Genomic DNA, 23,280 nt, shown 5'->3' on the forward strand with positions numbered 1-23,280 from the left:
AGCTGACGAATACTAATCGGTCGAGGACTTATCCACTCCATATCCTTTGCCAACCATGCGTATCCGGTTTTGAAGGCGCGAAGTCTTCAATGTTCCTCGGTAGCTCAGTCGGTAGAGCAATCGGCTGTTAACCGATCGGTCGGGGGTTCGAGTCCCTCCCGAGGAGCCATTCATCTGCTCCTGTAGCTCAGTCGGTAGAGCGCTTCCATGGTAAGGAAGAGGTCGCAGGTTCGATTCCTGTCGGGAGCACCATAACACTTGGCCCGTTGGTGAAGTGGTTTAACACAGCAGCCTTTCACGCTGTCATACAGGGGTTCGAATCCCCTACGGGTCACCATAGCAAAATGTCCCTGGATCATGGGATCCGGGCTCCGCAAAGGAATCGGAGCTTGTTTGGAAGCACTGGTTCCCTTTGCGGGGCGGCGTGGAGGCTTAGCTCAGCTGGGAGAGCATCTGCCTTACAAGCAGAGGGTCGGCGGTTCGATCCCGTCAGCCTCCACCATTACTGCAGAATGATTATCATCGTCGCGGGATGGAGCAGTCCGGTAGCTCGTCGGGCTCATAACCCGAAGGTCGCAGGTTCAAATCCTGCTCCCGCAACCAAATATGGAGCTGTGGTGAAGCTGGAGTTCACGCCGGTCTGTCACACCGGAGGTCGCGGGTTCGAGTCCCGTCAGCTCCGCCATCTTTTCGAAGATGTGCGCAACCTACTTGCGATGGCATGCAGTTGACATCGACAATGGGTGTGCTATAATAAGCCAGGTACGCCGGTGTAGCTCAATTGGTAGAGCACCTGACTTGTAATCAGGGGGTTGTGGGTTCGATTCCTATCGCCGGCACCAGGAGAACGACCATGGGGAGATAGCGAAGTGGCTAAACGCGGCAGACTGTAAATCTGCTCCCTCTGGGTTCGGCGGTTCGAATCCGTCTCTCCCCACCACTTCTCCTTACCACGATATGAGCCATTAGCTCAGTTGGTAGAGCATCTGACTTTTAATCAGAGGGTCGAAGGTTCGAGTCCTTCATGGCTCACCAGTTTTTTTCCCACACACAGTGGCTGCGGGAAGACAGCTACATAGCGAATCGCGAAAACATCATACCGTGCGGTCGTGGCGGAATTGGCAGACGCGCTAGATTCAGGTTCTAGTGGTGGCAACACCGTGGAGGTTCAAGTCCTCTCGACCGCACCATATACGTTGCCCCAGATGGCGAAAGCTTTTCAAGCCCAACCGGCTTTTGTCGGGGTGTTGTGAATGCGGACGTAGCTCAATTGGTAGAGCGTCGCCTTGCCAAGGCGAAGGTCGCGGGTTCGAGACCCGTCGTCCGCTCCATTTTTATTTCTACCCAAACATGTGCCCTTAGCTCAGCCGGATAGAGCGTTTGACTACGAATCAAAAGGTCGGGAGTTCGAATCTCTCAGGGCACGCCATCGTTCAGAGGTGAAGGGGTTGCTGGGGGAAGCGAACCGGCCGCGCCGTTTTGTCTCTCCTCCACCCTCCCGCATCTCCGCATCCAACGGGAAGTAGCTCAGCTTGGTAGAGTACTTGGCTTGGGACCAAGGGGTCGCAGGTTCGAATCCTGTCTTCCCGACCATGTTTTTTCCAAAAAAGGGACGGATGCTCCCAAGGAGTATGCGGACGTTTTTCGGGGAGGCCCAAAACAGCGCCGGGGTGGCGGAATAGGCAGACGCAACAGACTTAAAATCTGTCGGGAGTTTCTCCCGTACCGGTTCAAGTCCGGTCCTCGGCACCAACACATGCCGTGCGGGTGTAGTTCAATGGTAGAACCCCAGCCTTCCAAGCTGGTCGCGTGGGTTCGATTCCCATCACCCGCTCCATACGCGATAAAGAAGCAGACGGACTGCACGTGTCCGTCTGCTTTTGTATGTGTTCGAGAGCGCTCGGCTGCCAACAGCAGGAGCGGCCCTCCCTCGAGCAGAGGGTGAGCCGCTCCTGCATGCCGTCTGGCTGAAATTGTCGAAAAGTGTCAGAAGGTTGAGGGTGGTAGAAACATATGTTTTCGTGTAGAGTAAGGCTAAGATCGCTTACCCGATAGGTAACGGATCTCTTGCCTCGCCTCCTGCACCGAGCAGGAGGTTTTTTTTTCGGTGATGGCCGTTCAGCCGAACGCAGGAAGACGGTCTCCAGAAAACGGCAGCCTCACGATAAAGCGGGTGGACTCCTCCGTGGATTCGCAGGAGATGGTGCCGTTGTGCTTTTCAATGATGTTTTTGCAGATGGACAGACCGATCCCCGTGCCGTTCTGCTTGGTGGTAAAAAACGGCTGAAACAGATTTTCCACGATCTCCGCCGGGATCATTTCCCCGTTGTTTTCCACAATCAACCGCAGCCATCCGCCCTCGCAGTGCGAGATGACGCGGATCGACTTGTTCGTGCGGGTTTGGACGGCATCGATGGCGTTGTTGAGCAGATTGACCAGCACCTGCTTGAGTCCTTCTTCGTAGCAGTGCAGGGTGCATGGCTCAATGTGCTTTTCAAAGCGAATGTTTTCCCCGACCAGCCGCGGCGTAATCAGCAGCTCCACGTCGTAGAGGACTTGTCCGATTTCGACCGTCTTGTAAACCTCGTCCAGAATCGGCTTTTTCGAAAAGCTGAGGAAGCCGGTAATCTGCCGGTGCAGGTTTTCAAATTCGTGCATGACCACCTGGATGTAGGACTGCAGCTTGTCCTGCCCTTGGGTCGATTCGGCGATCAGCTTCAAGAAGCCCTCGATCGCACACAAAGGGTTGCGCAGTTCATGAGCCATGTTGGCGGCGATTTTGCCCAGCATGGTCAATTTGTCGTTGTGCAAATAGGAGATGGTTTCTTCCTTTTGGACGAGCTCCTGATTGATCATTTGCTCGAAGTGGTACACGGCCCAGAAGACGCTCTCATCCATGGCTTTTCCCAACTGTGTTTCCAGGTACAGCATCTCTTCCGGCGCCAACGACCACTGCTGCAGCTCCGGACGGAGGACCCGCCAGAATACGTTCCGGTACAACTGATAGGTACGCAAGATGGATGAAAACGGGAACTCCTGGGAGCGCAGCCATTCGCCCATGTCCAGCGACCAGGCCTGCATGTCACCGTCGACATCTTCCACCAGATAGCGAGCCAAGAGCACCGTCCGCTTCTCGGCAAAATTGCGGGGAATCGTCAACGGGGTTTCCATGCTGATCACGATTTCCTGCAGCCACAGCGTCGTGATCGTAGGCGCCATATCAAGAATTTTCTGTGAAACATCGTGAAGGTTTAGAGACACAGTTTCCGCCATAGCTTTTCCCACCCCAACTTTAATCGTACGGAAGGACGCCCAGAAAAACAAGGTATGTTTATCCTAATTTTCGCATTAAAATGTTTTTTTATGGAAGTATTTTTCTACAAAAACCGTGTTTTCTCGCCTTTTTTCGGAAAGAAAAGCGCTCATCAGTCCGCAAACGGGCGCATAGAGTAAGAAGGACAAACTTCAGACGGGCAGGGGAGGCGGAGATGGACGGGCAATTTTGGCTGGGATTCGTGCACATTTTTCTGATAGACGTCGTGCTCAGCAGCGATAACGCCGTCGTCATCGGCATGGCCTGCCGGAGACTGCCGGAGCGGGAACGCCGGCGGGCCGTCCTCTACGGAACGCTCGGGGCCATCGTGCTGCGCGTCGCGTTGACCGGCATGACCACCTGGATGCTGGACATTCCGCTGGTCAAGGCGGTGGGGGGGCTTCTGCTCCTGTGGATTGCCTGCAAGCTGATCCTCGGCGGCCAGGAGGAGACGATCGAGGTCAAGTACGGCGGCAATGTCGGCCAGGCTGTCAAGACGATCCTGTTGGCCGATTTTGTCATGAGCTTGGACAATGTGCTGGCGGTGGGCGGAGCCGCGCATGGGGATATCGTGCTGGTGATCCTGGGGCTGGGCATGAGCATTCCCCTCTTGATGTGGGGGAGCGCCTGGATTTCGCGGCTGATGAACCGCTTCCACGGCTTGGTGATCGCCGGCGGAGGCGTTCTGGCCTACACGGCGGCGGACATGTGTCTGGAGGATCCGTACGTCTGGAAAGTACTCAATCCGCTTCTCCTGAATCACGCCTGGCTGCCGATTTTGGTGGCGGCGGCGGTGATGGCGCTGGGCCGCTTCGGGAAAACGTGAGGAGCCGGCGGGCGGGCAAGGCGGATTTCCCGGTGTTTTCGCGAGAGGGTTCGGGGCATACTACCTAAGAAGAAACCCAGACGGAGAAAGGATCCGATCGCAGATGAATACGGGCATCTTGATGTTGTGGGGCGTTTGGGACACGATCTACCAACGATGCACCCGGCTCAGATACATTGACAAAGGCAACAACATTTTTCGCATCGTTCTTTTGCGCTACCGGGGAGAGCCGCTCGTCACAAGCGATCAACGCGTCATTTGCCACGGGGATCTGATCTTGAAACTGCATATCCACAATTATTATTTTGCCACTCTATGCAAGGGCGTAAAGGACGACCTGCGGGTGACTTTGCTGCTCCGTCACCACATCATGCGCTCCCTGCCGCAGTTGGCGGCGTATCTGGACGGGCATGAGGAGCGGGACCGCATCAAGGGCGTCGTCGGCACCACGATGCTTCACAAGGGAGTGAAACCGCTCGGGTTTTCCATCTCCGACGTGCCGATGACCTGGTTTTTTCGCTACAAGCGCTGGTATCTCAGACTGATGGTGCGCCTGATCCATCCTGACGGAAAGCGGCGCATCGAGCGATGGGACCGCGAGATGCCGCTGAAGCGGGTGTACATGTCCAAAGAGGAGCTGCTTCGCCGTTATCTGCCCCGGCAGCCGGAACCGGCAGGTGATCGGCAGTGAACGGGAAGCGCCTGTTGGTTGTCACCGAGGAGTGGGCCGGCAGCGGACACCGGATGGCGGCGGAAGCGCTGCGCGAGGCGGCGGTGGAACGCTGTCCCGGCGTGTACGCCCGCGTGGAGGGCGGATTGCAGTCGGCCAGCCCGGCACTGCGGGAGCTGTCCCGTTTTTTTTATGGGCAAATGCTGCGCTATAGTCCGATGCTCTGGCAGCGTCTGTACGACCGCGAACAGATGTGGGGAACCGCCCTGGCCAAGCCGATGGGGGCCTTTCTGGCGCGCCGTCTGCTCCGCGAACTGCTGGAGCGGGAACAGCCGGACGTGGTCGCCGCCACTCACGCCTACTGCTTGTCCGCCCTGGCGCACGCCAAGCAAAAAGCCGGCAAGCGGTTCCGGTTGGTCAGCATTCCGACCGACTTCCATGTCAACCGGTTTTGGGTGCATCCCGAGATTGACGCCTACGTCGTGGCGCACGAGCGGCTGGCGGAGCTTCTGGAGCGGCGTCACGGCGTGGCACGGGAAAAGATTCGCGTGTACGGCATTCCGGTGCGTCCGGCGTTTGCCGCGGCGGCGCGGGAAGAGAAAGCGTCCTGGAAAGAGCGGACGGGATTGTCGCCCGACCGGTTTACCGTGCTGGTGAGCGGGGGAGAGGGCGGCCACGGCGGCATGGAGGAAGTGGTCCGGTCCTTGTTGGACGTGACGGAACCGCTGCACATCGTGGTGATCGTGGGAAAAAACGAGCCGATCAGGCAGCGGCTGTCGCTGGTCGCCGAACGGCCCCATCCGCTTCACCGCCTCGTGGTAAAAGGGTACGAGCCGTCCATCTGGGAGTGGATCGGCGCTGCCGACGCCTATGTCACCAAGCCGGGCGGCATCAGTTGTGCGGAAGCGCTGGCGCTCCGGACGCCGCTGATCCTGTATCGGCCGCTGCCGGGGCAGGAGCGCCACAACCTGTCGTTTTTGCTCGGGCAGCAGGCCGCCGTGTGGGCGGAAAAGCCCGAGGAGATCGCCGCCATGATCGTTCGCTGGCGGCGCCGACCGGAAGAGCGGGAGGAGATGGTCCGCCGCATGGATGCACTTCGCCAACCCGATGCGGCCCGGCGCATCGCGGACTATCTGCTCACGCTATAACGCTATAAATTGCCAGTGAAATCCCGCTGTGACAATGAATGAAGCAATCGGCCATCACACATATTAAAGCTACAAACAACGAGGAGGTGAATACAAATGCCGAACAACAACCGATCCAGCAACAACCTGCTGGTGCCGCAAGCCAACCAAGCTCTGGACCAACTGAAGTATGAAATCGCTGCCGAGTTTGGTGTACAGCTGGGCGCAGACACCACTTCCCGTCAAAACGGTTCCGTCGGAGGAGAAATCACCAAGCGTCTGGTGTCCTTCGCTGAACAACAGCTCGCTGGCCGTGCATAACCAAATAGGTTGGATGTGGAAAGGCACCTGACCGGGTGTCTTTCCTTTTTGATTTGTTGTCTGTAAAAAAATAGAAAAAACTGGATCGTTCGGGGAAGAATATTTTGCTTCCCTTTGTTGAATCTATAGGTGCTAGGAGGTGAAAACAAATGACCGTCGCATCGCAAGTCAAACAAACGCTGGCCAGCCTGAAAGGGGCGCAGGCCAACCTGGAGCAGTTCGCGCTCAGCACGCAAAATCAACAGGCAAAGCAATTGTACACCCAGGCGGCCCAGCAAACGCAGTCGATCGTCACCAATCTGGAGCAGCGGGTAACGGAACTGGAGAACGAAGAGCCTCAATACAAAGGATTTTAAACTGGTTCATTCGCAGGACGGGGAGAGGGACTCGCTCTCTCCTCTCCACGCCAAGCCGGGAGGTGAGCACAATGCCTGAGTGGATCAACATCGTCATCCGCTCCGTAGTGGCACTGGTGTACCTGTTCATTTTGACGAAGCTGATCGGCAAGCGGCAGATCAGACAGCTTACATACATCGAGTACATCGTGGGTATTTCGATCGGGTCCATCGCGGCATTCATGGCGACCGACATGGACGGTCCGATGTTTCACAGCCTCATCGCCATGACGATCTTTGCCCTCTTTCCGGTATTAATGGAGTGGCTTTCGCTGAAAAGCAAGGCGATCCGCAACGTGGTGGAAGGACAGGCCACCATCCTGATCAAGGACGGCAAGATTTTGGAAGACAACCTGAAAAAAGAGCGGCTGACGACGGAAGACCTGATGGAGCAACTGCGTATGAAAAACGTGTTCCGCGTGGCGGACGTGGAATTTGCGCTGATGGAGACGAGCGGCGAGGTAAGCGTGCTGCTGAAATCGCAGCATCGACCGGTCACCCCGCAGGATCTGGACCTGCCCGTCGCACAGGCGGAAGAACCGCAGGCGGTGATCATGGACGGCAACATCATGGACGAATCGCTGGCCAATCTGGGGCTGAACCGCAACTGGGTGCGCCAGGAACTGCAAAAAGCGGGCGTGGCCCTGGAGAACGTGTTTCTCGGCCAGGTGGACCGGGCCGGCCAGCTGTACCTGGATTTGTACGACGACAAGATCAAGGTGGCCCCTCCTCAAGAATTGAAGCTGACCTACGCGCTCTTGAAGAAGTGCCAGGCGGATCTGGAGATGTTCGCCTTGTCGACGAAAAACAAGCGGACCAAGCAGGTTTACGAAAAGGACGCGGAGCATCTGCAGCGCGTGATCGACCGGATGAAGCCGCTGTTGACCCAATAAGGAAAGGAGGGAACTGGAATGGCGGACCAGAAAAAGAAAAAGCTGACGCCCACCCAGCAGCAGTATCAGCAGTTGGCCAAACGGCACGAGCCGCCGCGCCCCTTGCTGAAAAACTTCGTCCGGGCGTTTCTCGTCGGCGGCCTGATCTGTCTGCTGGGGCAGGCGATTCAAGAAGGTTTCATCCATTACTTTCACTTTACCGAAAAGACGGCAGGCAACCCCACCGTGGCCGTGCTGATTTTTCTCTCCGCCCTGTTGACGGGGCTCGGGGTGTACGATCGCATCGCCCAGTGGGCGGGGGCCGGAACCAGCGTGCCGGTCACCGGCTTTGCCAACTCCATCGCGTCGGCGGCGATCGAACATCGCAGCGAAGGGTTTGTGCTCGGAGTGGGCGGCAACATGTTCAGACTGGCCGGATCGGTCATCGTGTTCGGCGTGACGTCCGCGTTTGTCATCGGGTTGATTAAAACGCTGATCAGAATGGGAGGGTAGCGCATGAGACAGGGTCATCAGTCGTGGGTCTTTCCTTCCAGGCCGGTGATCGTCGGTTCGGCGGCGATCGGCGGCCCGTTTGAAGCCAAGGGGCCGCTGGCCGACGATTTTGACACGCTGCACGGCGATTTGATGATGGGCCAGGACAGTTGGGAAAAGGCCGAGAAGGTCCTGCTGGAGGAAGCCTGCGACAAGGCGGTGGAAAAAGCCACGCTGCGAAAGGACGACATCCATTTCCTGCTGGCCGGCGATCTGACGAACCAGCTCATCACCGCCAGCTTTTCCGCCCGGACGCTGGGGATTCCCTACCTGGGACTGTTCGGCGCCTGCTCCACCGCGATGGAAAGTCTGGCGCTGGGTGCCCTGCTGGTGGACAGCCAGTCGGCCGATTACGTTCTGGCGGCAACCGCCAGCCACAACGGATCGGCGGAAAAGCAGTACCGCTACCCGACCGAGTACGGTTCGCAGAAACCCCCCACGGCCCAATGGACGGTCACGGGGGCGGGAGCGGCGGTCGTCGCCCGCCAGGGAAAAGGCCCGCAGGTCGTCGCCGCCACGATTGGGCGGGTGGTGGACATGGGCTTGTCCGATCCGTTCAACATGGGAGCCGCCATGGCGCCGGCCGCCCTGGCCACGCTGGAAGCCCATTTTCGCGACCTGGGGCTGCCCCACGATCATTACGACCTGGTGGTGACCGGAGACCTGGGGAAAGTGGGCCATTCGATTCTGTCGGAACTGCTGCCCAAGCACAACCTCCACATTCCGCTGGATCGCTACCAGGACTGCGGCCGGATGATCTACGGGGACAATCCCACCGTCTGGTCGGGCGGCAGCGGATGCGGGTGTGTCGCCACCGTCACGTACGGCCATCTGCTCAACCGGATGAGGGCGGGCGCGTGGAAACGGATGCTGGTGGTGGCGACGGGGGCGCTGCTTTCTCCCATTTCCTACCAGCAGGGGGAGAGCATTCCGTGCATCGCCCACGCCGTGGCCATCGAGGCGGAGCCGAACGAGGAGGGATAAGATGACGTTTCTCTGGGCGTTCTTGGTGGGAGGGACCATTTGTCTCATCGGCCAATTTTTGCTCGATGTCGTGAAGCTGACGCCAGCCCACACCATGTCCTCTCTGGTGGTGGCCGGCGCCGTGCTGGACGGCGTCGGCCTGTACGATCCGCTGATCAGGTTTGCCGGTGCCGGGGCCACCGTCCCCATTACCAGTTTTGGCAACGCGCTGGTGCACGGGGCGATGGCCGAGGCGGAAAGACATGGATTGGTGGGCGTCATCACCGGCATTTTCGAGGTGACCAGCGCCGGCATCTCCGCCGCGATCGTGTTCGGCTTTTTCGCGGCATTGGTCTTCCGTCCCAAAGGGTAGCGGACAGTACTGTTTTCCAGAGGTGCCAGAAACCTTGAATTGAACCGCATTCATCCAAAAGCTAGAATGGTGGCTTGAGGAGGGATGATCAGTGTTCAAGCGAAAAACGGGAACCACCCTGCTGTTGACACTGCTTGTCGCGCTGCTTTTGACGGCTGCGCCTGCTTCGGCGGCCCCCTTGCTGAAACAGGGGAGCCAGGGCGGAGACGTTTGGGACCTGCAGTACCGGCTGCAGGTGCTCGGGTACTACCAGCAGCCGCTGGATGGAATATTCGGACCGCACACCCGACAAGCCGTCATGCAGTTTCAGCGCAACTACGGGTTGGCCGTCGACGGGATCGCCGGCCGGCAAACCTGGCGGATGTTGAAACAAGTATCGGTCAACCGCGAGGAAATGGTACTGCTGGCCCGACTGGTGCACGCGGAAGCGCGCGGTGAACCGTATGTCGGGCAGGTGGCTGTGGCCGCTGTCGTAATGAACCGTTTGCAGTCGCCCCAATTCCCTCATACGGTAAAGGGCATCATCTTTGAACCGTACGCCTTTACCGCGGTTGACGACGGCCAGTTCTGGCTCGCTCCGGATCAAACGGCGTATCGCGCAGCGTACGACGCGGTTCGCGGCTGGGACCCGTCGGGCGGTGCCCTGTACTACTTCAACCCGGCTACGGCGACGTCCCGCTGGATCTGGTCCCGCCCGCAGATCAAACAGATCGGTCAACACATTTTCGCACGATAATACCCCCAACGGAGCGATGGAGTTGTCATGCGACCAATTCTCACGGTTCTCACCCTGTTGTTTGCATTGTACGCCCCCGTCTCGCCGGTTTCGGCCAAGCAGCCGGAAGAGAAGGCGTCTGTCCATCTGTACGTGAATCTGTGGAAGAAGCGGCTTTACCTTCGCACGCCAACGGGAGAAGTGCTGGCGTCTTTCCCGATCGCTCCCGGCGCCGTCGATACGCCTTCGCCGATCGGGGTCTATTCCGTCGTTCAGAAATCGAAGAACTGGGGCGGAGGATTTGGGTCCAGATGGCTGGGCATTGATGTGGAGTGGGGCACGTACGGCATACACGGCACCAACAGGCCGGAGCATATCGGACGTTTTGTCAGCCACGGCTGCTTTCGGATGCGAAACCGGGACATCGAAAAGCTCTATCCGCCTGTCCGCATCCGGACGCCGGTCATCATCGACGGACCGATCATGGGGCACGAGCGGCTGACCTATCGCATTCTGGTTCCGGGGAGCCGCGGAGCGCTGGTCAAACTGGTGCAAAATCGCCTAAAGGCCGCCGGTTACTACGAGGGCAAGGTTCACGGCCGTTTTGACCAGCCGACGGAACGGGCCGTCTTTCGGTTCCAGAAAGGAGAAGGTCTTCCCGTGACAGGGCAGATCCGATTTGAGGATTTGGTCTATTTGGGCATTGTCGAGTAACCCCTTTCCTGTTCGCAGGAAAGGGGTTTCCTCTTTGGTGGGAAAGCGGGAAATCGCTGGCAAACATTGTAGGTTGTTTTCTGACAATATTTCGATAGAATGAAACGAGAGAAAACCAGCATGTTTGTTTCAGGAGGTTGATGATGAGAAAGATGCTGATCCTGGCCTCTCTGGCAGCCATCTTCGGGATGGGCGCGCCAGCGGCAGAGGCGGAGACAACACCTGCAACCACACCGTTTGTTGACGTTGGCGGACATTGGGCTGAAAACGAAATCGAAAACCTGTACATAGCGGGGGGCGTTGAACGGGCGGACCGCTTCCGTCCGGACGAGCCGGTCACCCGCGGCGAATTGATCGCAATGTTTCTCAAAGCAAAAGGGATTGAGCCAGTGGCGGACGATGCCTCGCCGTTTGCAGACGTGCCGCGTGACAGTTGGCTGGCCCCCTACGCCGAAACCGCATACCGGCTGGGGATCATCCACGGCCGGAAGGAAGGCGGACGGGTGTACCTGCATCCCGACAAACCCGTGCAGCGGGAAGAACTGGTCTCCATCCTGACGCGGGCGACCGGAGACAGCGGAAAGGTGAACCAGCTCGGCTGGACCGCTTCCGTCAAGACGCTTCAGCGCTATCCGGACGGGGAAGCGGTGGAGGAAATGTTCCAGCGGCCGTTTGTGTACGCGCTGCAGAACGGTCTGGTCGGTGCCTATCCAGACGGCACCCTGCAGCCGAACAAGCCGATGACCCGAGCGGAAGCGGCCACGTATGCGGCCCTCCACCTGCTGCCGGACAAGGCGAACGCGGCGCAGCAGAGGCTGGCCAAGATCGGTACGCCGTACGTCAGGATGCTGACGGTGCAGACGACGGCGTACAGCTACCCGACCGACGATGTGTTCTCCTATCTGGGCTACCCGCTGCGCAAGGGAGTCGTGGCGGTCGACCCCAACGTCATTCCGCTGGGCAGCCACCTGTACATTGACGGGTACGGCTACGCGGTGGCGGCCGACATCGGAGGGGCGGTCAAACAGCGTCACGTGGATTTGTTCCTGCCGACCCTGCGGGAAGCGGCCAACCACGGACTGCAAAAGGACGTGCGCGTCTACATTCTGGATTGACATACAATACATGGAACATAATTCCCACTCTTTCCATTCATACTAACGGGGAAAGGGTGGGATTTTTTTGATGGGCTGGCTGGTAGTGGGCATCCTTGCCCTGGTGGCGTTGGCGGCCGTGACGCCGGTACGGATCGCGATCGAGTACGGTCGGGTCGGGGAAAACGACCATCTCGTGGTGGAGTTCTCCGCCTGGTTTCGTCTGTTCAGGCGAAAGTACGAACTGCCGGTCCTGCTGCAAAAGCCGACGCGGCAGGGCCCGGAATTGAAAGTAAAGGTGGAAAAGGTGCACAAGCGGTCGGAGATGGACGATTCGATTCAGGACGTCAACTTCAAGCAGGTGAAGCAGTGGATGAAAAAGTACCAGGACCTGCTGAAACGGGTGCACGATCTGCTGCCGGTGGCCCGGGCCTTTTTCCGGAAGATCCGCTGTTCCCGCCTGGAGTGGCACACCGTGTTGGGAACGGGAGGAGCGGCGGAAACAGGCACGCTGCTGGGGCTCGTCTGGGGTGTCAAAAGCATGCTGGTGAGCGTCTTTTCCGGCGCTGTCTCGCTGCGCAGCATGCCTCGCCTCAGCGTGCAGCCGGTCTGGAACCAGGAAGTGATCCGGACGCAGTTTCGCTGCATCCTGCATGTTTGGCTGGGACACGCGATGCTGGCCGGCGTGCGCCTTTTGCTCCGATGGCAAATAGGGCGCCGACGGGAGTGGAAAACGGCGCCGTCCGAGGCGTGAAGCTGCATATGAAGCTGCATATAATGGACGTCCGGAAGCGGACGGAGCCTGTTCCCCCCAAGCGGATGAAATCAGCCCCCGGTACATGCCCCGTTCTTCTTTTGGGCATGCTAGCAAATGCGGAAAAGACTCGCTCAGACGGGGATTTCATCTCGACAAGGAGGAAACGGCATGGCAGACCATCCCATTCAGGGTTTGATGAGAACAGCAATGGAAAACATAAAACAAATGGTCGATGTGAATACCATCATCGGCGATCCGGTGGAGACGCCGGACGGCAGCGTGATTCTGCCGATCTCCAAGGTTGGGTTTGGTTTCGCGGCGGGAGGCAGCGAATTCCAGTACGAAAAGGATCACGCCGGAGTCATCGGCCATCCGTTCGGCGGGGGAAGCGGCGGCGGGGTGTCGATCACGCCGGTAGCGTTTCTGGTCGTGGGCAAGCAGGGGATTCGCTCGATTCCGCTGGAAAATACGACCCATCTGTACGATCGGATTTTGGACTCCATTCCGCAGGTTGTGGACAAACTGCAGAGCATGGTGGGCAAAAAAGAGCAGGCGTCCGTGACGTCCACCACGTTTGTCACCAGCGCGGACGAACACGATCTGGAAGAACTGATCGAGCGCAGCTAGGCGGAACCACCACATGCAAACAAACAACAGGTATGCCGCGATTGGAAGGCATACCTGTTGTTTGTTGCAGGCGGGAGTCGGATTCATGCCGCGATTCCGACCTGCCATTATTTGATCACCACAATTGATTAAGGAACAGGCCGGTGCTGGCCGCGTGCCGGAAAAACAGGTTCGGCAGCAGGGACGATTCGTACGGATTGACCCCCTTTGACGGCGCGCCGCGGCGGGAAAAGACCCCCGGGGGCGCGGCCTGCAGGCGATCCGCCACCTGCCGGAACGACTGCGACAGGTCCTGCATCGCTTGTTCAAAGCCGGAGAAATCCTGGGCGACACCCTGGCGGAAGGTGTCATCGTCCACATCCAGGCTGCCGTCCTGCTGCAGCCGGATGCCGTACGCGGGCAGCACGCTCTGTGCGGCCCGGGTAATGCGGGAGAAGGTATCGTCCAGACCGGGAGCGAACGAGTCGGGACGCTCCTGCAAGAATCGCTGCAGCCGATTGTACCGTTCCGCCAGTTGACGCGTCCGGCGGAGCAGCACTTCCACGTCGGGGGCGGCGCCGTCCGCCGCCGCGTTCCCGAGACTCCCCCGGCGGGATGGCGCAAACTGCCGCGCCGCCCGTTCCAGTTCCGTCGTGTACCGGTAGAGGCGGGACAAGACATCGGCCACCTCCGCCGTCCACTGCCGCTGTTTGGCGTAAAACGGGTGCAGACTGTAGCCGCGAATGGGCTCGACGGGGGCGCTCAGCTTGGACTGGGCCATGTGGGCGCGGTAGCTCTCCACCCTGTACCGGTACGGCACCAGGCTGATCGAAGCCGGTCTCATGACGATCTCCTCCCTTCACCGTCGGATTGTTTCTCTTTCTATTATAGAACGATCTGCCGCATTATTCCATTTCCACGAGCAGATCACCCGTCTCAATGGCGTCGCCCGCCTTGACGTAGACTGCTTTTACCTTGCCGTCAAGCGGCGCCTGAATGGTCGTCTCCATCTTCATCGCTTCGCTCACCAGCAAATGTTCGCCCTTGCGCACCTTGTCCCCTTCCGCCACCAGCACCTTCAGCACCTTGCCCGGCATGGAGGCGCCGAGGTGGGCGGGGTTTTGCGGGTCGGCCTTGCGGCGGGTTTGTTCCGTCACCTGGGCGGACTGATCGCGGATGAAGATTTCCCGCGGCTGTCCGTTCAGCTCAAAGTAGATAATGCGCCGCCCGTCCGGATGCAGATCGCCGACCGCCACCAGCTTGATGATCAAGGTCTTGCCGCGCTCGATCGTGATCGCCGTCTCTTCGCCCGGACGCAGCCCGTAGAAGAAGGTGGCGGTGTCCAGGACGGACAGGTCGCCGTACTCTTTGACGCTCTGGTCGTACTGCAGGAAGACCTGCGGATACATGATGTACGCCAGCACGTCCAGCTCGCTCGGCTCCCGGCCGATTTTTTCCTCCAGTTCGGCCGCCACCTTGGCAAAGTCGACAGGGGGGAGCAGTTCGCCCGGCCGGGCCGTGAAGGCGTCCCGCCCTTTCAGCACCAGTTCCTGCAGCTTTTTCGGGAATCCGCCCGGCGGCTGTCCGAGGTAGCCCTGGAAGAACTGGACGACGGAGTCGGGAAAGTCGAGCCGCTGCCCCTTTTCCCAGATGTTTTCTTCAGTCAGGCCGTTTTGCACCATGAACAGCGCCATGTCGCCCACCACTTTGGAGGAGGGGGTGACCTTGACGATGTCGCCGAACATCCGGTTCACCGTGGCGTACATCTGTTTGACCTCGTCCCACCGTCCCTCGAGGCCGACCGCCTTGGCCTGCTGCTCCAGATTGGTGTACTGGCCGCCCGGCATTTCGTGCACATACACTTCCGTATTGCTCGCCTTCATGCCGCTCTCGAAGCCCTGGTACAGCGGACGGACGTCCTCCCAGTAGTCGGACAGCTTGTTGAACGAGTCGAGGGAGAGGCCCGTGTCCCGCTCCGTGTGGGCGAGGGTGGCGATCAGCGCGTTGAGGCTGGGCTGGGAAGTGAGCCCCGACATGGAGCTGACGCAGGCGTCGACGATGTCTACGCCCGCTTCGATCGCCTTCAGCAGCATCGCCACGCCGTTGCCGGACGTGTCGTGCGTGTGCAGGTGGATCGGGATGCCGATCTCCTGTTTCAGTGCGCGGACCAGTTCGTAGGCGGCGTACGGCTTCAGCAGGCCGGCCATGTCCTTGATCGCCAGGATGTGCGCCCCCGCCTTTTCCAACTGCTTGGCCAGGTCGACGTAATAGCGCAGGGTGTACTTGGTCTTGCTTGGGTCCAGGATGTCGCCAGTGTAGCAGATGGCCGCTTCCGCCACTTTGCCGCTCTGGCGCACCGCGTCGATGGCCGTCTGCATGCCCGGCAGCCAGTTCAGGCTGTCAAAGATGCGGAAGACGTCGATGCCGTTTTCCGCCGAGGCCTTGACGAACGCCTGGATGACGTTGTCCGGGTAGTTGGTGTAGCCGACGGCGTTGGCTCCGCGCAGCAGCATCTGGAACAGGATGTTGGGGATGCGCTGGCGCAGGATCTGCAGCCGCTCCCAGGGGGATTCCCGCAAAAAGCGCATCGCCGTGTCAAACGTGGCGCCGCCCCACATTTCCAGCGAGAACAGGCCGGCGCCCAGCTTGCCGGTCGCTTCCGCCACCGCCGCCAGATCGTAGGTGCGGACGCGGGTGGCAAACAGCGACTGGTGGGCGTCGCGGAAGGTGGTGTCGGTAATCAGCACCCGATTCTGTTCGCGGATCCAGCGAATCAGCCCGTCCACGCCTTCGCGGTCCAGAATCTGTTTGGTGCCGTCCGGGTACGGCTGGGCAAACGAGGTCCGGGGAATGCGCGGCGTGTCAAAGTGCGGTTTTTTCTCCTGCTTCGGCAGGCCCGGGTAGCCGTTGACGATCGTGTTGCCGATGTAGGAGAGCAGCTTGGTGCCGCGGTCTTGGCGGCCCGGGAAAATGAACAGCTCCGGTTTGGTGTCGATGAACGAGGTGTCGTATTGGCCGCTCAGGAAATCGGGATGGGTGACGACGTTCTCCAAAAACGGCAGGTTGGTTTTTACCCCGCGGATGCGGAATTCGCGCAGCGTGCGCAGCATTTTGCGGGCGGCCTGGTCAAAGGTGGTCGCGTAGGTGGAGATTTTCACCAGCAGCGAGTCGTAGTAGGGCGTAATGATCGCGCCGGGGTAGCCGTTGCCGCCGTCCAGCCGCACGCCGAAGCCGCCGCCGGAGCGCCAGGCCAGCAGCCGTCCCGCATCGGGCAGGAAGTTGTTTTCCGGGTCTTCCGTGGTGACGCGGCACTGGATGGCGTAGCCGCTCATCTGCACCGCCTCCTGGGACGGGATGCCGATTTCCGGATCGGACAGCGCGTGCCCTTCGGCGATGCGAATCTGCGCCTGCACGATGTCAATGCCGGTGATCAGTTCGGTAATCGTGTGCTCCACTTGAATGCGGGGATTCACTTCGATAAAGTAAAACCGACGATCCGGCGTCAGCAGGAACTCGACGGTGCCGGCGTTGCTGTAGCCCGCCTGTTTCATCAGCTTCAGCGCGGACTGGCAGATGGCCTCGCGCAGCTCGTCGTCCAGCGCCAGGCTGGGGGCCACTTCCACCACTTTCTGGTGGCGGCGCTGCACCGAGCAGTCCCGTTCATACAGGTGGACGATGTTGCCGTGCGAATCGCCGAGGATCTGCACCTCGATGTGTTTCGGCTGTTCCAGATAGCGCTCCAGGTAGACCTTGGCGTTGCCAAACGACGACCGGGCTTCGGAACGGGCCCGATCCAGCGCTTCCTGCAGCTCGTCCTGGCTGCGCACGATGCGCATGCCCCGACCGCCGCCGCCTGACACCCCCTTGATGATGATCGGGTAGCCGTGCTCTTTGGCAAACAGCATCGCGTCCTGCAGCGTCTCGATCGGTTCCGGCGTCCCCGGAATCACCGGAATGCCCGCGTCGATCGCCATCCGGCGCGCTTCCACCTTGTCGCCGAACGCCTCGATCAGGTCGGGCGACGGACCGATGAAAATGATCCCTTCCTGCTCGCAGCGGCGGGCAAATTCGGCGTTTTCGGCGAGAAAACCGTAGCCCGGGTGGATGGCGTCGACGTCGTTGCGCTTGGCGATTTCAATGATGCTGTCGATGTCCAGATAGGCTTCGATCGGCCCTTTGCCCGCGCCTACCAGATAGGACTCGTCCGCCTTGAAGCGGTGAATGGAGACGTTGTCCTGCTCCGAGTAGATGGCGATGGTGCGAATCCCCAACTCGGTGGCGGCGCGGAAGATGCGGATGGCGATTTCCCCGCGGTTGGCGACCAGCAGCCGGTTGATCTTGCGCTTGTGCATGGTGCTCTCCCCCTTCTTCTCTCGCAATCGTGAGTGAAAATTATATATAGTGTAAATATACAAAATTGCGGGTGCGGAAACATCAGTTTTTTTTACCATTATCAGAGAGTGGAAGTTTCCCGAATGGTAGACGATGTTTCACTGGAACATATTCCAAAATGGGAGGGGAAACCAGATGAATCCAAACCGTTTGCCCGTTTTCGTCTACGGCTCGCTCCTGGAGGGTTTCCGCAATTGGGAGCTGTACGTCAAGCCGTATCCCCATCACGCCCTGCCGGCGGAAGTGAAAGGGCGGCTCTACCATTTGCCCACCGGCTATCCCGGGCTGCTGAGAGAAGGGGAGGGGACGGTCAAGGGAGACGTGCTCCTTTTTTCGCCGGAGGTGTACGACGAAGCGCTGCGCGGACTGGACGAACTGGAGACGTATGTCGGACCGGGCGATCCGCGCAACGAATACGAACGCGAAATCGTGACGGCGCGGCTGGCGGTAACGGGAGAAGAACGGTACGTCTACGTGTATCGCTACGTGGACGAAGCGTATGCGAAACGGACAGGCATTTTCCTGGACGACGGCGATTGGCGGGCCTTCATGCGCCGCCGGGGAGAATAGGGGCGGGCCTTTTTGCCCAAAATGGTAGGGAAAAGGAGGGAGCCCTGCCATGGAATTGCTGCATGCCGCGCCCGCCGACATCTGGCGGCTGTTGATTCCGGCGGCGAACTGGATGTTTGCCGACGACATGCCGGAGGACGAACTGATGTTTCACTACCGCGACCACATCTACTTCGTCAACGGCGACGGTTCCGTTCTCGCCCTGCCCAAGCCCGCCAGCTTTGAGCGGATGGACGCAAGCGAGTGTTTGCAGCTATTGGCCACCTCGGACGAGACGGTCGACTTTGACGACAACGGAGAGTTTGACTACGGGTTTGTGCTGAAACAGATGGGCTACATCGCGCCGACCCGCCGCTCGCGGGAAAAGGCCGCCTACCGGATCGAGATCGTCAACACGATCCTTCCCCAGTCGATGAGCACGCAGTACGAACTGAAACGGGTGAGCTTCGACTTTGCCCTCTATCACGCGCTGATGCGCTGCCACGAGCTGAACCGCAGGAGCAACTGGGAGTACGAACACGAAGTGAAACGCATTGACAAAGTGGAACAGCGCACGGAGGAACACGTCCGCTTCCAGGTGTAAAATTCTACTGTTGGCATAGTGAAAAAGGTAGAAAAATAGGGTATCATGAAAGAGGTACATATGATTCTCTGGTGAGGAGGAAAATTTCATGACTGCAACTGTAGAACGCCAAGGCGTGGTCACGTTCAAAGGCAACCCGGTCACCCTGCTGGGCCCGGAAATCAAAGTGGGCGACACCGCTCCCAACTTTACCGTGCTGGCCAACAACCTGACGCCGGTTACCCTGGACGACTCCAAAGGCACCGTGCGCATCATCTCCGTCGTGCCGTCCCTGGACACGGGCGTGTGCGATGCGCAAACCCGCCGTTTTAACGAGGAAGCGGCCAAACTGGACGGCGTGACCGTCCTGACCATCTCCGTCGACCTGCCGTTCGCCCAAGCCCGCTGGTGCGGCGCCGCCGGCATCGACAAGGTGCAAACCCTGTCCGACCACCGCGACCTGTCGTTTGGTCTCGCGTACGGCGTCGTGATCAAGGAGCTGCGTCTGCTCTCCCGCGCCGTCTTCGTCGTCGATTCCAACGACAAGGTGGTATACGCCGAATACGTGCCGGCCGTGGGTGAACACCCGAACTACGAGGCGGCAATCGCGGCGGCCAAAGCAGCGAAATAACGGATGTTTCGAGGTGCCCCCTTCGTCGGACGAGGGGGGTTTTTTCTTTTTCCAAAAGGAAACAAAAACTTCCACCATTCGTCTACATAGCAGGTATGATTTGGATGAATGGAGAGGAATCCCACATGTCAAAGGGAAGACAAACACTGCTTGCCTGCGCCCTCGTACCGGCCCTGCTGCTTCCGGGATGTGCCGGCCCAAACCTGCAGGGCCGGGACGACAGCCCCCTGCCCGCAGCGAACGTCAGCCCGGGCGGCCAGACGCCGCAGGCGGGGGACAGCCAGGAAAGACAGCCGGACGCAAAACAGCCCGATGCCTATCCAACGGAAACGGGGGCGAGGAAGCCGGACGAGGGTGGGCCGCATGCGGATCAGCCGCATGCGGGATCGCCGACCACCGACCAGCCGGGCGCGGAATCCCGACAGCCCGGTGAGACCGGACCGGCATCGGATCGGCCTGGTTCGGCCGCGGCGGACACGCATGAACTGGCCGTCTACCGCGGGCCGGTCGAACACATCTTTTTTCATCCGCTGATCGCCTATCCGACGTTGGCCTTCGACGGGGATGCGATGGACAAAGGCTACCGCGACTGGTTTGTCACCGTGCCAGAGTTTGAGCGGATCGTGGAGTCGCTGTACCGAAAGCAGTACATCCTGATCGACATCCGCGACCTGTACGAGGAACGCGTGGAGAACGGACGGCGCCACCTGGTGAAAAAAGAGTTGAGGCTGCCGAAGAACAAAAAGCCGCTGATCATCTCGATCGACGACATGAACTACTACGACTACATGCGGAAAAACGGCAACGTGTACAAACTGGTGCTGGATGGCGACGGCAACGTGGCCGCCTATTCGCGCACCCCGGAGGGAAACGAGTCGATCGCTTATGACAACGAGATTGTCCCGATTCTGGACGCGTTTGTCCGCGCGCATCCCGATTTTTCGTTTCGCGGAGCAAAAGGGATGATCGCGCTGACGGGCTACGAGGGTGTGCTCGGCTACCGCACCCAGGACGCAGCCTCGCCGCATTACGAGAGCGAAAAGCGGGAGGCGCTCAAGGTGATCGCGCGGCTGAAGGAAACCGGCTGGTCGTTTGCCTCCCACGGATACGGGCACCGCGACGCGCAGCGGATCAGCTACAACAGTCTGGTGGAGGACACGCTGCGCTGGAAACGGGAAGTGGAGCCGCTGACCGGTCCCACGCCGGTTTACGTCTACCCGTACGGCAGCCGCGTGGAGACGAACAGCGACAAGTACGCCTTTCTCGTCCGATCGGGCTTTGCCGTCCTGTGCGGCGTGGGGCCGGCCCCGTATCTGAAATACACGGGCGAGGCGGTGATGATGGACCGGCGCCACATCGACGGGATTGCGCTGGAACAACAGGGAGAGCGGCTTGCCCACATGTTCGACAGCAGGCAGGTGATCGACGCCGAACGGTACCGCACGGCCGCGAAACCGTGAACATTAGCACCCTTTCGCGGCCAATTCCCGATAGGCGTCCGCCAGCCAGGGATGTATAAATTTCAGCTTCTCCCGCTGTTCCCACAGATGTCCTGTTTTTGTCCGCGCGGAGGGGATGGTTCGCACTCCCGTCAGGGTACGGGCACTTCCGGCCTGCCTTCCTCAAACAGCTCTTTCAAGAGGTGTTTGGCGTAGCCGGCTGCCTGGGCAAAAGTGACTTTTGCCGGCATCGGGGCTTCCCGGGCGTCGACCAGCACATCGACGATGCACGGCTTTTTCTCTGACACGGCCTGCTGCAGGGCGGGGAGCAGCTCCTCCGGCTTTTCCACGCGGAAGCCGACGCCGCCGCAGATGTCGGCAAACCGGGCGAAGTTGGGGTTGTGCAGGTCTGTCGCGAATTCCACATTTCCCATAACTTCCTGTTCAAACTTGATCATGGCGATCTTGTGGTTGTTGAGGACGACGACCACGATGGGCAGTTGGTATTTGACGGCCGTGACGAAATCGCTCATCAGCATGGCGAAACCGCCGTCACCGCACACGGCGATCACCTGTTTGCCGGGATAGGCGATTTTTCCCGCGATGGCGCCGGGCAGTCCGCAGCCGAGCGTGGCCAGCCAACTGGAGATGACCATCTGCTGCCGGCTCATGCGGAAGTGGCGGGCCATCCAGACGGTGACGTTGCCCACGTCCACCGACAGGACGGCGTCGTCCTGGACAACCTGCTGCAGCGCGCGGATGACGCGCTGCGGTTTGATCGGAACGTCGGACTGTGCTTCTTCCCTGTCCATCTTTTTCCACCACTGTTTCATCTCACGCTGACAGCGCGCAAGGAAGCTCCGGTCGCTCCTGACAGGCAGCTCCCTGGCCAGCCAGTTCAAGGTTTGGCGGGCATCTCCGGCCAAACCGGCATCGACCGGATAACGCTTGCCGATCTGGGCGGGGTCCGTATCGATGTGAATCGTCCGCGCCCCCTCCGGCAAAAATCCGGTGAACGGGAAGGACGTGCCCACCATGACCAGGGTGTCGGCTTCCCGCATGGCATCGTAGGCCGGCTTGGTGCCGATCAGCCCCAAACCGCCCAGGCAGAGCGGATGCTCGTCCGGGATTGTCCCTTTGCCGGGCAGCGTCAGCACGATGGGCGCGGCGATTTTTTCCGCGAACTCGATCAGGGGCTGGCTCGCCTCCCTGGCGCCGCGGCCGGCCAGGATCACCGGCTTTCGCGCCTGCTCGAGAATCCGGACCGCCTGCAGCAGATCGGCCGCCTGCGGCAGAATCTGCGGCCTGGCGAACAGCGAACTGGTCCGCCTGGCTTCCCGCTTCACCTCAAACCGGGGGATGTCGTCCGGTATGGTGAGGACCGCCACGCCTTTTTTCGCGTAGGCGGACCGGATCGCCTGATTGACCACAGCCGGCAGCTGCTCGGCCGACATGATGCGCTGGTTGTAGACGGCCACGTCGTCAAACATGCGTTCCAGGTTCACTTCCTGAAAGTAGTCGGTGCCGAGCAGATCGCTCTCCACCTGACCGGTGATGGCCAGGACGGGCGCCCTGTCCAGCTTGGCGTCGTACAAGCCGTTTAACAAATGGATGGCCCCCGGGCCTGCAATCGCCATGCAAACGCCCAGTTTTCCGGTCAGCTTGGCGTAAGCCGCCGCCGCCAGCGCCCCCGCCTCTTCGTGCCGCACCTGAATGAACCGGATCTTGTCTTTGGCCTTGCGCAGAGGTTCCATGATCGAGTTGATGGAGTCTCCCGGCATTCCGTAAATATGGTCCACTCCCCACTCGATCAGGAGTTCGATCAGCACTTCTCCCGCTGTTTTTCCCAACATCCGAACGCTCCTTTCACATAGGTTCACGTTAGTGTGTGCAATTCTCCCGCGAGAAAAACGGTGCGGGCCGCAGGACGGCGGCTGAACCGTCCTGTCCGTCCGTTTGTGCTATACTGACCAGGAAGGGTTTCCGACAAAGGAGAGACGACATGCTGGAAGAGCTGATTCGGTTTACGGCTACGGAGCGGGAAGCGGATATGACCATTCGCGACGCGCTGCAAAAACGGTTCGGGGTGTCCCGCCGGCTGCTGGTCCGGGCCAAGTACCAGGGAGCCGTCACCCGCAACGGGACGCCTGTTTTCGTCACGGAGCGGCTGCGGCTGGGGGATGAAGTGGCCATCCTGGTGCCTGGCGAAGAGGAAGAGACGGTGCTGCCGGAGCCGATGGAGCTGGCGATCCGTCACGAAGACGAGGACATCCTGGTCATCGCCAAGCCGGCGGGACTCGTCGTTCATCCCACCGGCGGGCACACGGGCGGCACCCTGGCCAACGGCGTGGTCGCCTATTGGCGGGGGGGGGGGGGGCGGGGCCAGGT

General features: G+C 59.9%; 23 protein-coding genes and 15 tRNA genes. 34 read left to right on the plus strand and 4 right to left on the minus strand.

Annotated elements, in window-relative coordinates; genetic code table 11:
- Positions 1–93: 93 nt before the first annotated feature.
- The 15 genes from M516_RS0114365 (at position 94) to M516_RS0114435 (ending at position 1,837) form a co-directional block, all read left to right on the plus strand.
- Positions 94–169: transfer RNA gene (locus M516_RS0114365), tRNA-Asn, on the plus strand.
- Between the two features lie 7 nt (positions 170–176).
- A tRNA-Thr gene (locus M516_RS0114370) sits at positions 177–252 on the plus strand.
- An 8-nt stretch (positions 253–260) separates the two neighbouring features.
- Positions 261–337 (plus strand) — tRNA-Glu (locus M516_RS0114375).
- A gap of 89 nt (positions 338–426) precedes the next feature.
- Positions 427–502: transfer RNA gene (locus M516_RS0114380), tRNA-Val, on the plus strand.
- A 24-nt stretch (positions 503–526) separates the two neighbouring features.
- A tRNA-Met gene (locus tag M516_RS0114385) sits at positions 527–603 on the plus strand.
- A gap of 5 nt (positions 604–608) precedes the next feature.
- Positions 609–685 (plus strand) — tRNA-Asp (locus M516_RS0114390).
- 81 nt (positions 686–766) lie between these two features.
- A tRNA-Thr gene (locus M516_RS0114395) sits at positions 767–842 on the plus strand.
- Between the two features lie 13 nt (positions 843–855).
- Positions 856–940: transfer RNA gene (locus M516_RS0114400), tRNA-Tyr, on the plus strand.
- Between the two features lie 19 nt (positions 941–959).
- A tRNA-Lys gene (locus M516_RS0114405) sits at positions 960–1,035 on the plus strand.
- A gap of 68 nt (positions 1,036–1,103) precedes the next feature.
- A tRNA-Leu gene (locus tag M516_RS0114410) sits at positions 1,104–1,190 on the plus strand.
- A gap of 65 nt (positions 1,191–1,255) precedes the next feature.
- A tRNA-Gly gene (locus M516_RS0114415) sits at positions 1,256–1,331 on the plus strand.
- 21 nt (positions 1,332–1,352) lie between these two features.
- Positions 1,353–1,429: transfer RNA gene (locus M516_RS0114420), tRNA-Arg, on the plus strand.
- 87 nt (positions 1,430–1,516) lie between these two features.
- Positions 1,517–1,593: transfer RNA gene (locus tag M516_RS0114425), tRNA-Pro, on the plus strand.
- 71 nt (positions 1,594–1,664) lie between these two features.
- Positions 1,665–1,752, plus strand: a tRNA-Leu gene (locus M516_RS0114430).
- Positions 1,753–1,763: 11 nt separating this feature from the next.
- A tRNA-Gly gene (locus M516_RS0114435) sits at positions 1,764–1,837 on the plus strand.
- 281 nt (positions 1,838–2,118) lie between these two features.
- On the opposite strand, the gene M516_RS0114440 is transcribed toward M516_RS0114435, so the two are convergent.
- The gene (locus tag M516_RS0114440; RefSeq protein WP_029099754.1) at positions 2,119–3,273 is read right to left on the minus strand and encodes a sensor histidine kinase; all 1,155 of its coding nucleotides are present in this window, start codon (positions 3,271–3,273) and stop codon (positions 2,119–2,121) included.
- 215 nt (positions 3,274–3,488) lie between these two features.
- Here M516_RS0114440 and M516_RS0114445 point away from each other — a divergent pair, with 215 nt between their 5' ends.
- From M516_RS0114445 to ytfJ, 14 genes are all read left to right on the plus strand, one after another.
- A complete protein-coding gene (locus M516_RS0114445) occupies positions 3,489–4,139 on the plus strand; it encodes a TerC family protein (RefSeq protein ID WP_029099755.1) in 651 nt (216 codons plus the stop codon).
- A gap of 103 nt (positions 4,140–4,242) precedes the next feature.
- Positions 4,243–4,830 (plus strand): YkoP family protein, encoded by a 588-nt coding sequence (locus tag M516_RS0114450; RefSeq protein WP_029099756.1) that lies wholly within the window; start codon positions 4,243–4,245, stop codon positions 4,828–4,830.
- Complete coding sequence (locus M516_RS0114455) at positions 4,827–5,957, plus strand: MGDG synthase family glycosyltransferase (RefSeq protein ID WP_029099757.1); 1,131 nt, start codon at positions 4,827–4,829, stop codon at positions 5,955–5,957. Before M516_RS0114450 ends, M516_RS0114455 begins: the two co-directional genes overlap by 4 nt.
- Before the next feature lie 96 nt (positions 5,958–6,053).
- On the plus strand, positions 6,054–6,257 hold the full coding sequence (locus tag M516_RS0114460; RefSeq protein WP_029099758.1) for an alpha/beta-type small acid-soluble spore protein: 204 nt from the start codon (positions 6,054–6,056) through the stop codon (positions 6,255–6,257).
- Between the two features lie 149 nt (positions 6,258–6,406).
- The gene (locus M516_RS0114465; protein ID WP_029099759.1) at positions 6,407–6,613 is read left to right on the plus strand and encodes a DUF1657 domain-containing protein; all 207 of its coding nucleotides are present in this window, start codon (positions 6,407–6,409) and stop codon (positions 6,611–6,613) included.
- A 71-nt stretch (positions 6,614–6,684) separates the two neighbouring features.
- Positions 6,685–7,545 carry a DUF421 domain-containing protein gene (locus tag M516_RS0114470; RefSeq protein ID WP_029099760.1) on the plus strand — a complete coding sequence of 287 codons (861 nt, stop codon included), beginning with the start codon at positions 6,685–6,687 and terminating at the stop codon, positions 7,543–7,545.
- Between the two features lie 18 nt (positions 7,546–7,563).
- The gene (gene spoVAC / locus M516_RS0114475) at positions 7,564–8,037 is read left to right on the plus strand and encodes a stage V sporulation protein AC (protein WP_029099761.1); all 474 of its coding nucleotides are present in this window, start codon (positions 7,564–7,566) and stop codon (positions 8,035–8,037) included.
- Between the two features lie 3 nt (positions 8,038–8,040).
- On the plus strand, positions 8,041–9,060 hold the full coding sequence (gene spoVAD, locus M516_RS0114480; RefSeq protein ID WP_029099762.1) for a stage V sporulation protein AD: 1,020 nt from the start codon (positions 8,041–8,043) through the stop codon (positions 9,058–9,060).
- Position 9,061: 1 nt separating this feature from the next.
- Positions 9,062–9,412: a stage V sporulation protein AE gene (gene spoVAE, locus M516_RS0114485; protein ID WP_029099763.1), complete on the plus strand. Its 351-nt coding sequence runs from the start codon at positions 9,062–9,064 to the stop codon at positions 9,410–9,412.
- 91 nt (positions 9,413–9,503) lie between these two features.
- Positions 9,504–10,148, plus strand: coding sequence for a spore cortex-lytic enzyme (gene sleB, locus M516_RS0114490; RefSeq protein WP_029099764.1), 645 nt, complete (start codon positions 9,504–9,506; stop codon positions 10,146–10,148).
- A 27-nt stretch (positions 10,149–10,175) separates the two neighbouring features.
- Positions 10,176–10,841, plus strand: a complete 666-nt coding sequence (locus M516_RS0114495) for a L,D-transpeptidase family protein (protein WP_029099765.1) — start codon at positions 10,176–10,178, stop codon at positions 10,839–10,841.
- Positions 10,842–10,984: 143 nt separating this feature from the next.
- Positions 10,985–11,956, plus strand: coding sequence for an S-layer homology domain-containing protein (locus M516_RS0114500; protein ID WP_029099766.1), 972 nt, complete (start codon positions 10,985–10,987; stop codon positions 11,954–11,956).
- A gap of 70 nt (positions 11,957–12,026) precedes the next feature.
- Positions 12,027–12,689 carry a DUF2953 domain-containing protein gene (locus M516_RS0114505; RefSeq protein WP_029099767.1) on the plus strand — a complete coding sequence of 221 codons (663 nt, stop codon included), beginning with the start codon at positions 12,027–12,029 and terminating at the stop codon, positions 12,687–12,689.
- A 171-nt stretch (positions 12,690–12,860) separates the two neighbouring features.
- On the plus strand, positions 12,861–13,319 hold the full coding sequence (ytfJ, locus tag M516_RS0114510; protein ID WP_029099768.1) for a GerW family sporulation protein: 459 nt from the start codon (positions 12,861–12,863) through the stop codon (positions 13,317–13,319).
- 115 nt (positions 13,320–13,434) lie between these two features.
- Here ytfJ and M516_RS0114515 read toward each other — a convergent pair whose 3' ends face one another.
- Together M516_RS0114515 and M516_RS0114520 are read right to left on the minus strand one after the other, a co-directional pair.
- Positions 13,435–14,142 (minus strand): hypothetical protein, encoded by a 708-nt coding sequence (locus tag M516_RS0114515; RefSeq protein ID WP_029099769.1) that lies wholly within the window; start codon positions 14,140–14,142, stop codon positions 13,435–13,437.
- Positions 14,143–14,203: 61 nt separating this feature from the next.
- Positions 14,204–17,650 (minus strand): pyruvate carboxylase, encoded by a 3,447-nt coding sequence (locus M516_RS0114520; protein ID WP_029099770.1) that lies wholly within the window; start codon positions 17,648–17,650, stop codon positions 14,204–14,206.
- Positions 17,651–17,825: 175 nt separating this feature from the next.
- Between M516_RS0114520 and M516_RS0114525 the strand changes: the two genes are divergently transcribed.
- The 4 genes from M516_RS0114525 to M516_RS23545 all read left to right on the plus strand — a co-directional run bounded on the left by M516_RS0114525 (position 17,826) and on the right by M516_RS23545 (position 20,913).
- Positions 17,826–18,260: a gamma-glutamylcyclotransferase family protein gene (locus tag M516_RS0114525; RefSeq protein WP_029099771.1), complete on the plus strand. Its 435-nt coding sequence runs from the start codon at positions 17,826–17,828 to the stop codon at positions 18,258–18,260.
- A gap of 49 nt (positions 18,261–18,309) precedes the next feature.
- Positions 18,310–18,843, plus strand: coding sequence for a hypothetical protein (locus M516_RS0114530; protein WP_029099772.1), 534 nt, complete (start codon positions 18,310–18,312; stop codon positions 18,841–18,843).
- A gap of 88 nt (positions 18,844–18,931) precedes the next feature.
- The gene (gene tpx, locus M516_RS0114535) at positions 18,932–19,453 is read left to right on the plus strand and encodes a thiol peroxidase (RefSeq protein WP_029099773.1); all 522 of its coding nucleotides are present in this window, start codon (positions 18,932–18,934) and stop codon (positions 19,451–19,453) included.
- 125 nt (positions 19,454–19,578) lie between these two features.
- On the plus strand, positions 19,579–20,913 hold the full coding sequence (locus M516_RS23545) for a polysaccharide deacetylase family protein (protein ID WP_051188233.1): 1,335 nt from the start codon (positions 19,579–19,581) through the stop codon (positions 20,911–20,913).
- 131 nt (positions 20,914–21,044) lie between these two features.
- Here the strand turns inward: M516_RS23545 and M516_RS0114545 are convergent, their stop codons facing one another.
- A complete protein-coding gene (locus tag M516_RS0114545; protein ID WP_029099774.1) occupies positions 21,045–22,745 on the minus strand; it encodes a pyruvate oxidase in 1,701 nt (566 codons plus the stop codon).
- Between the two features lie 149 nt (positions 22,746–22,894).
- On the opposite strand from M516_RS0114545, the gene M516_RS25990 reads away from it, so the two are divergent.
- Positions 22,895–23,280: RluA family pseudouridine synthase (locus M516_RS25990; RefSeq protein ID WP_476577952.1), on the plus strand; the 386-nt coding region annotated here is incomplete at its 3' end.

Origin of the sequence: Brevibacillus thermoruber 423, assembly GCF_000454065.1 — a bacterium.
Lineage (GTDB): Bacteria > Bacillota > Bacilli > Brevibacillales > Brevibacillaceae > Brevibacillus > Brevibacillus thermoruber.

Excerpts from the sequence above, each read along its gene's own strand:
- M516_RS0114515 (WP_029099769.1), bottom strand. The coding sequence starts at position 14,142 with ATGAGACCGGCTTCGATCAGCCTGGTGCCGTACCGGTACAGGGTGGAG.
- M516_RS0114525 (WP_029099771.1), top strand. The coding sequence starts at position 17,826 with ATGAATCCAAACCGTTTGCCCGTTTTCGTCTACGGCTCGCTCCTGGAG.
- M516_RS0114460 (WP_029099758.1), top strand. The coding sequence starts at position 6,054 with ATGCCGAACAACAACCGATCCAGCAACAACCTGCTGGTGCCGCAAGCC.
- M516_RS0114530 (WP_029099772.1), top strand. The coding sequence starts at position 18,310 with ATGGAATTGCTGCATGCCGCGCCCGCCGACATCTGGCGGCTGTTGATT.
- tpx (WP_029099773.1), top strand. The coding sequence starts at position 18,932 with ATGACTGCAACTGTAGAACGCCAAGGCGTGGTCACGTTCAAAGGCAAC.
- spoVAD (WP_029099762.1), top strand. The coding sequence starts at position 8,041 with ATGAGACAGGGTCATCAGTCGTGGGTCTTTCCTTCCAGGCCGGTGATC.
- spoVAC (WP_029099761.1), top strand. The coding sequence starts at position 7,564 with ATGGCGGACCAGAAAAAGAAAAAGCTGACGCCCACCCAGCAGCAGTAT.
- M516_RS0114445 (WP_029099755.1), top strand. The coding sequence starts at position 3,489 with ATGGACGGGCAATTTTGGCTGGGATTCGTGCACATTTTTCTGATAGAC.
- M516_RS0114470 (WP_029099760.1), top strand. The coding sequence starts at position 6,685 with ATGCCTGAGTGGATCAACATCGTCATCCGCTCCGTAGTGGCACTGGTG.
- M516_RS0114450 (WP_029099756.1), top strand. The coding sequence starts at position 4,243 with ATGAATACGGGCATCTTGATGTTGTGGGGCGTTTGGGACACGATCTAC.
- M516_RS0114495 (WP_029099765.1), top strand. The coding sequence starts at position 10,176 with ATGCGACCAATTCTCACGGTTCTCACCCTGTTGTTTGCATTGTACGCC.
- M516_RS0114520 (WP_029099770.1), bottom strand. The coding sequence starts at position 17,650 with ATGCACAAGCGCAAGATCAACCGGCTGCTGGTCGCCAACCGCGGGGAA.
- M516_RS0114545 (WP_029099774.1), bottom strand. The coding sequence starts at position 22,745 with ATGTTGGGAAAAACAGCGGGAGAAGTGCTGATCGAACTCCTGATCGAG.
- M516_RS23545 (WP_051188233.1), top strand. The coding sequence starts at position 19,579 with ATGTCAAAGGGAAGACAAACACTGCTTGCCTGCGCCCTCGTACCGGCC.
- M516_RS0114505 (WP_029099767.1), top strand. The coding sequence starts at position 12,027 with ATGGGCTGGCTGGTAGTGGGCATCCTTGCCCTGGTGGCGTTGGCGGCC.
- ytfJ (WP_029099768.1), top strand. The coding sequence starts at position 12,861 with ATGGCAGACCATCCCATTCAGGGTTTGATGAGAACAGCAATGGAAAAC.
- M516_RS0114500 (WP_029099766.1), top strand. The coding sequence starts at position 10,985 with ATGAGAAAGATGCTGATCCTGGCCTCTCTGGCAGCCATCTTCGGGATG.
- M516_RS0114440 (WP_029099754.1), bottom strand. The coding sequence starts at position 3,273 with ATGGCGGAAACTGTGTCTCTAAACCTTCACGATGTTTCACAGAAAATT.
- M516_RS0114465 (WP_029099759.1), top strand. The coding sequence starts at position 6,407 with ATGACCGTCGCATCGCAAGTCAAACAAACGCTGGCCAGCCTGAAAGGG.
- spoVAE (WP_029099763.1), top strand. The coding sequence starts at position 9,062 with ATGACGTTTCTCTGGGCGTTCTTGGTGGGAGGGACCATTTGTCTCATC.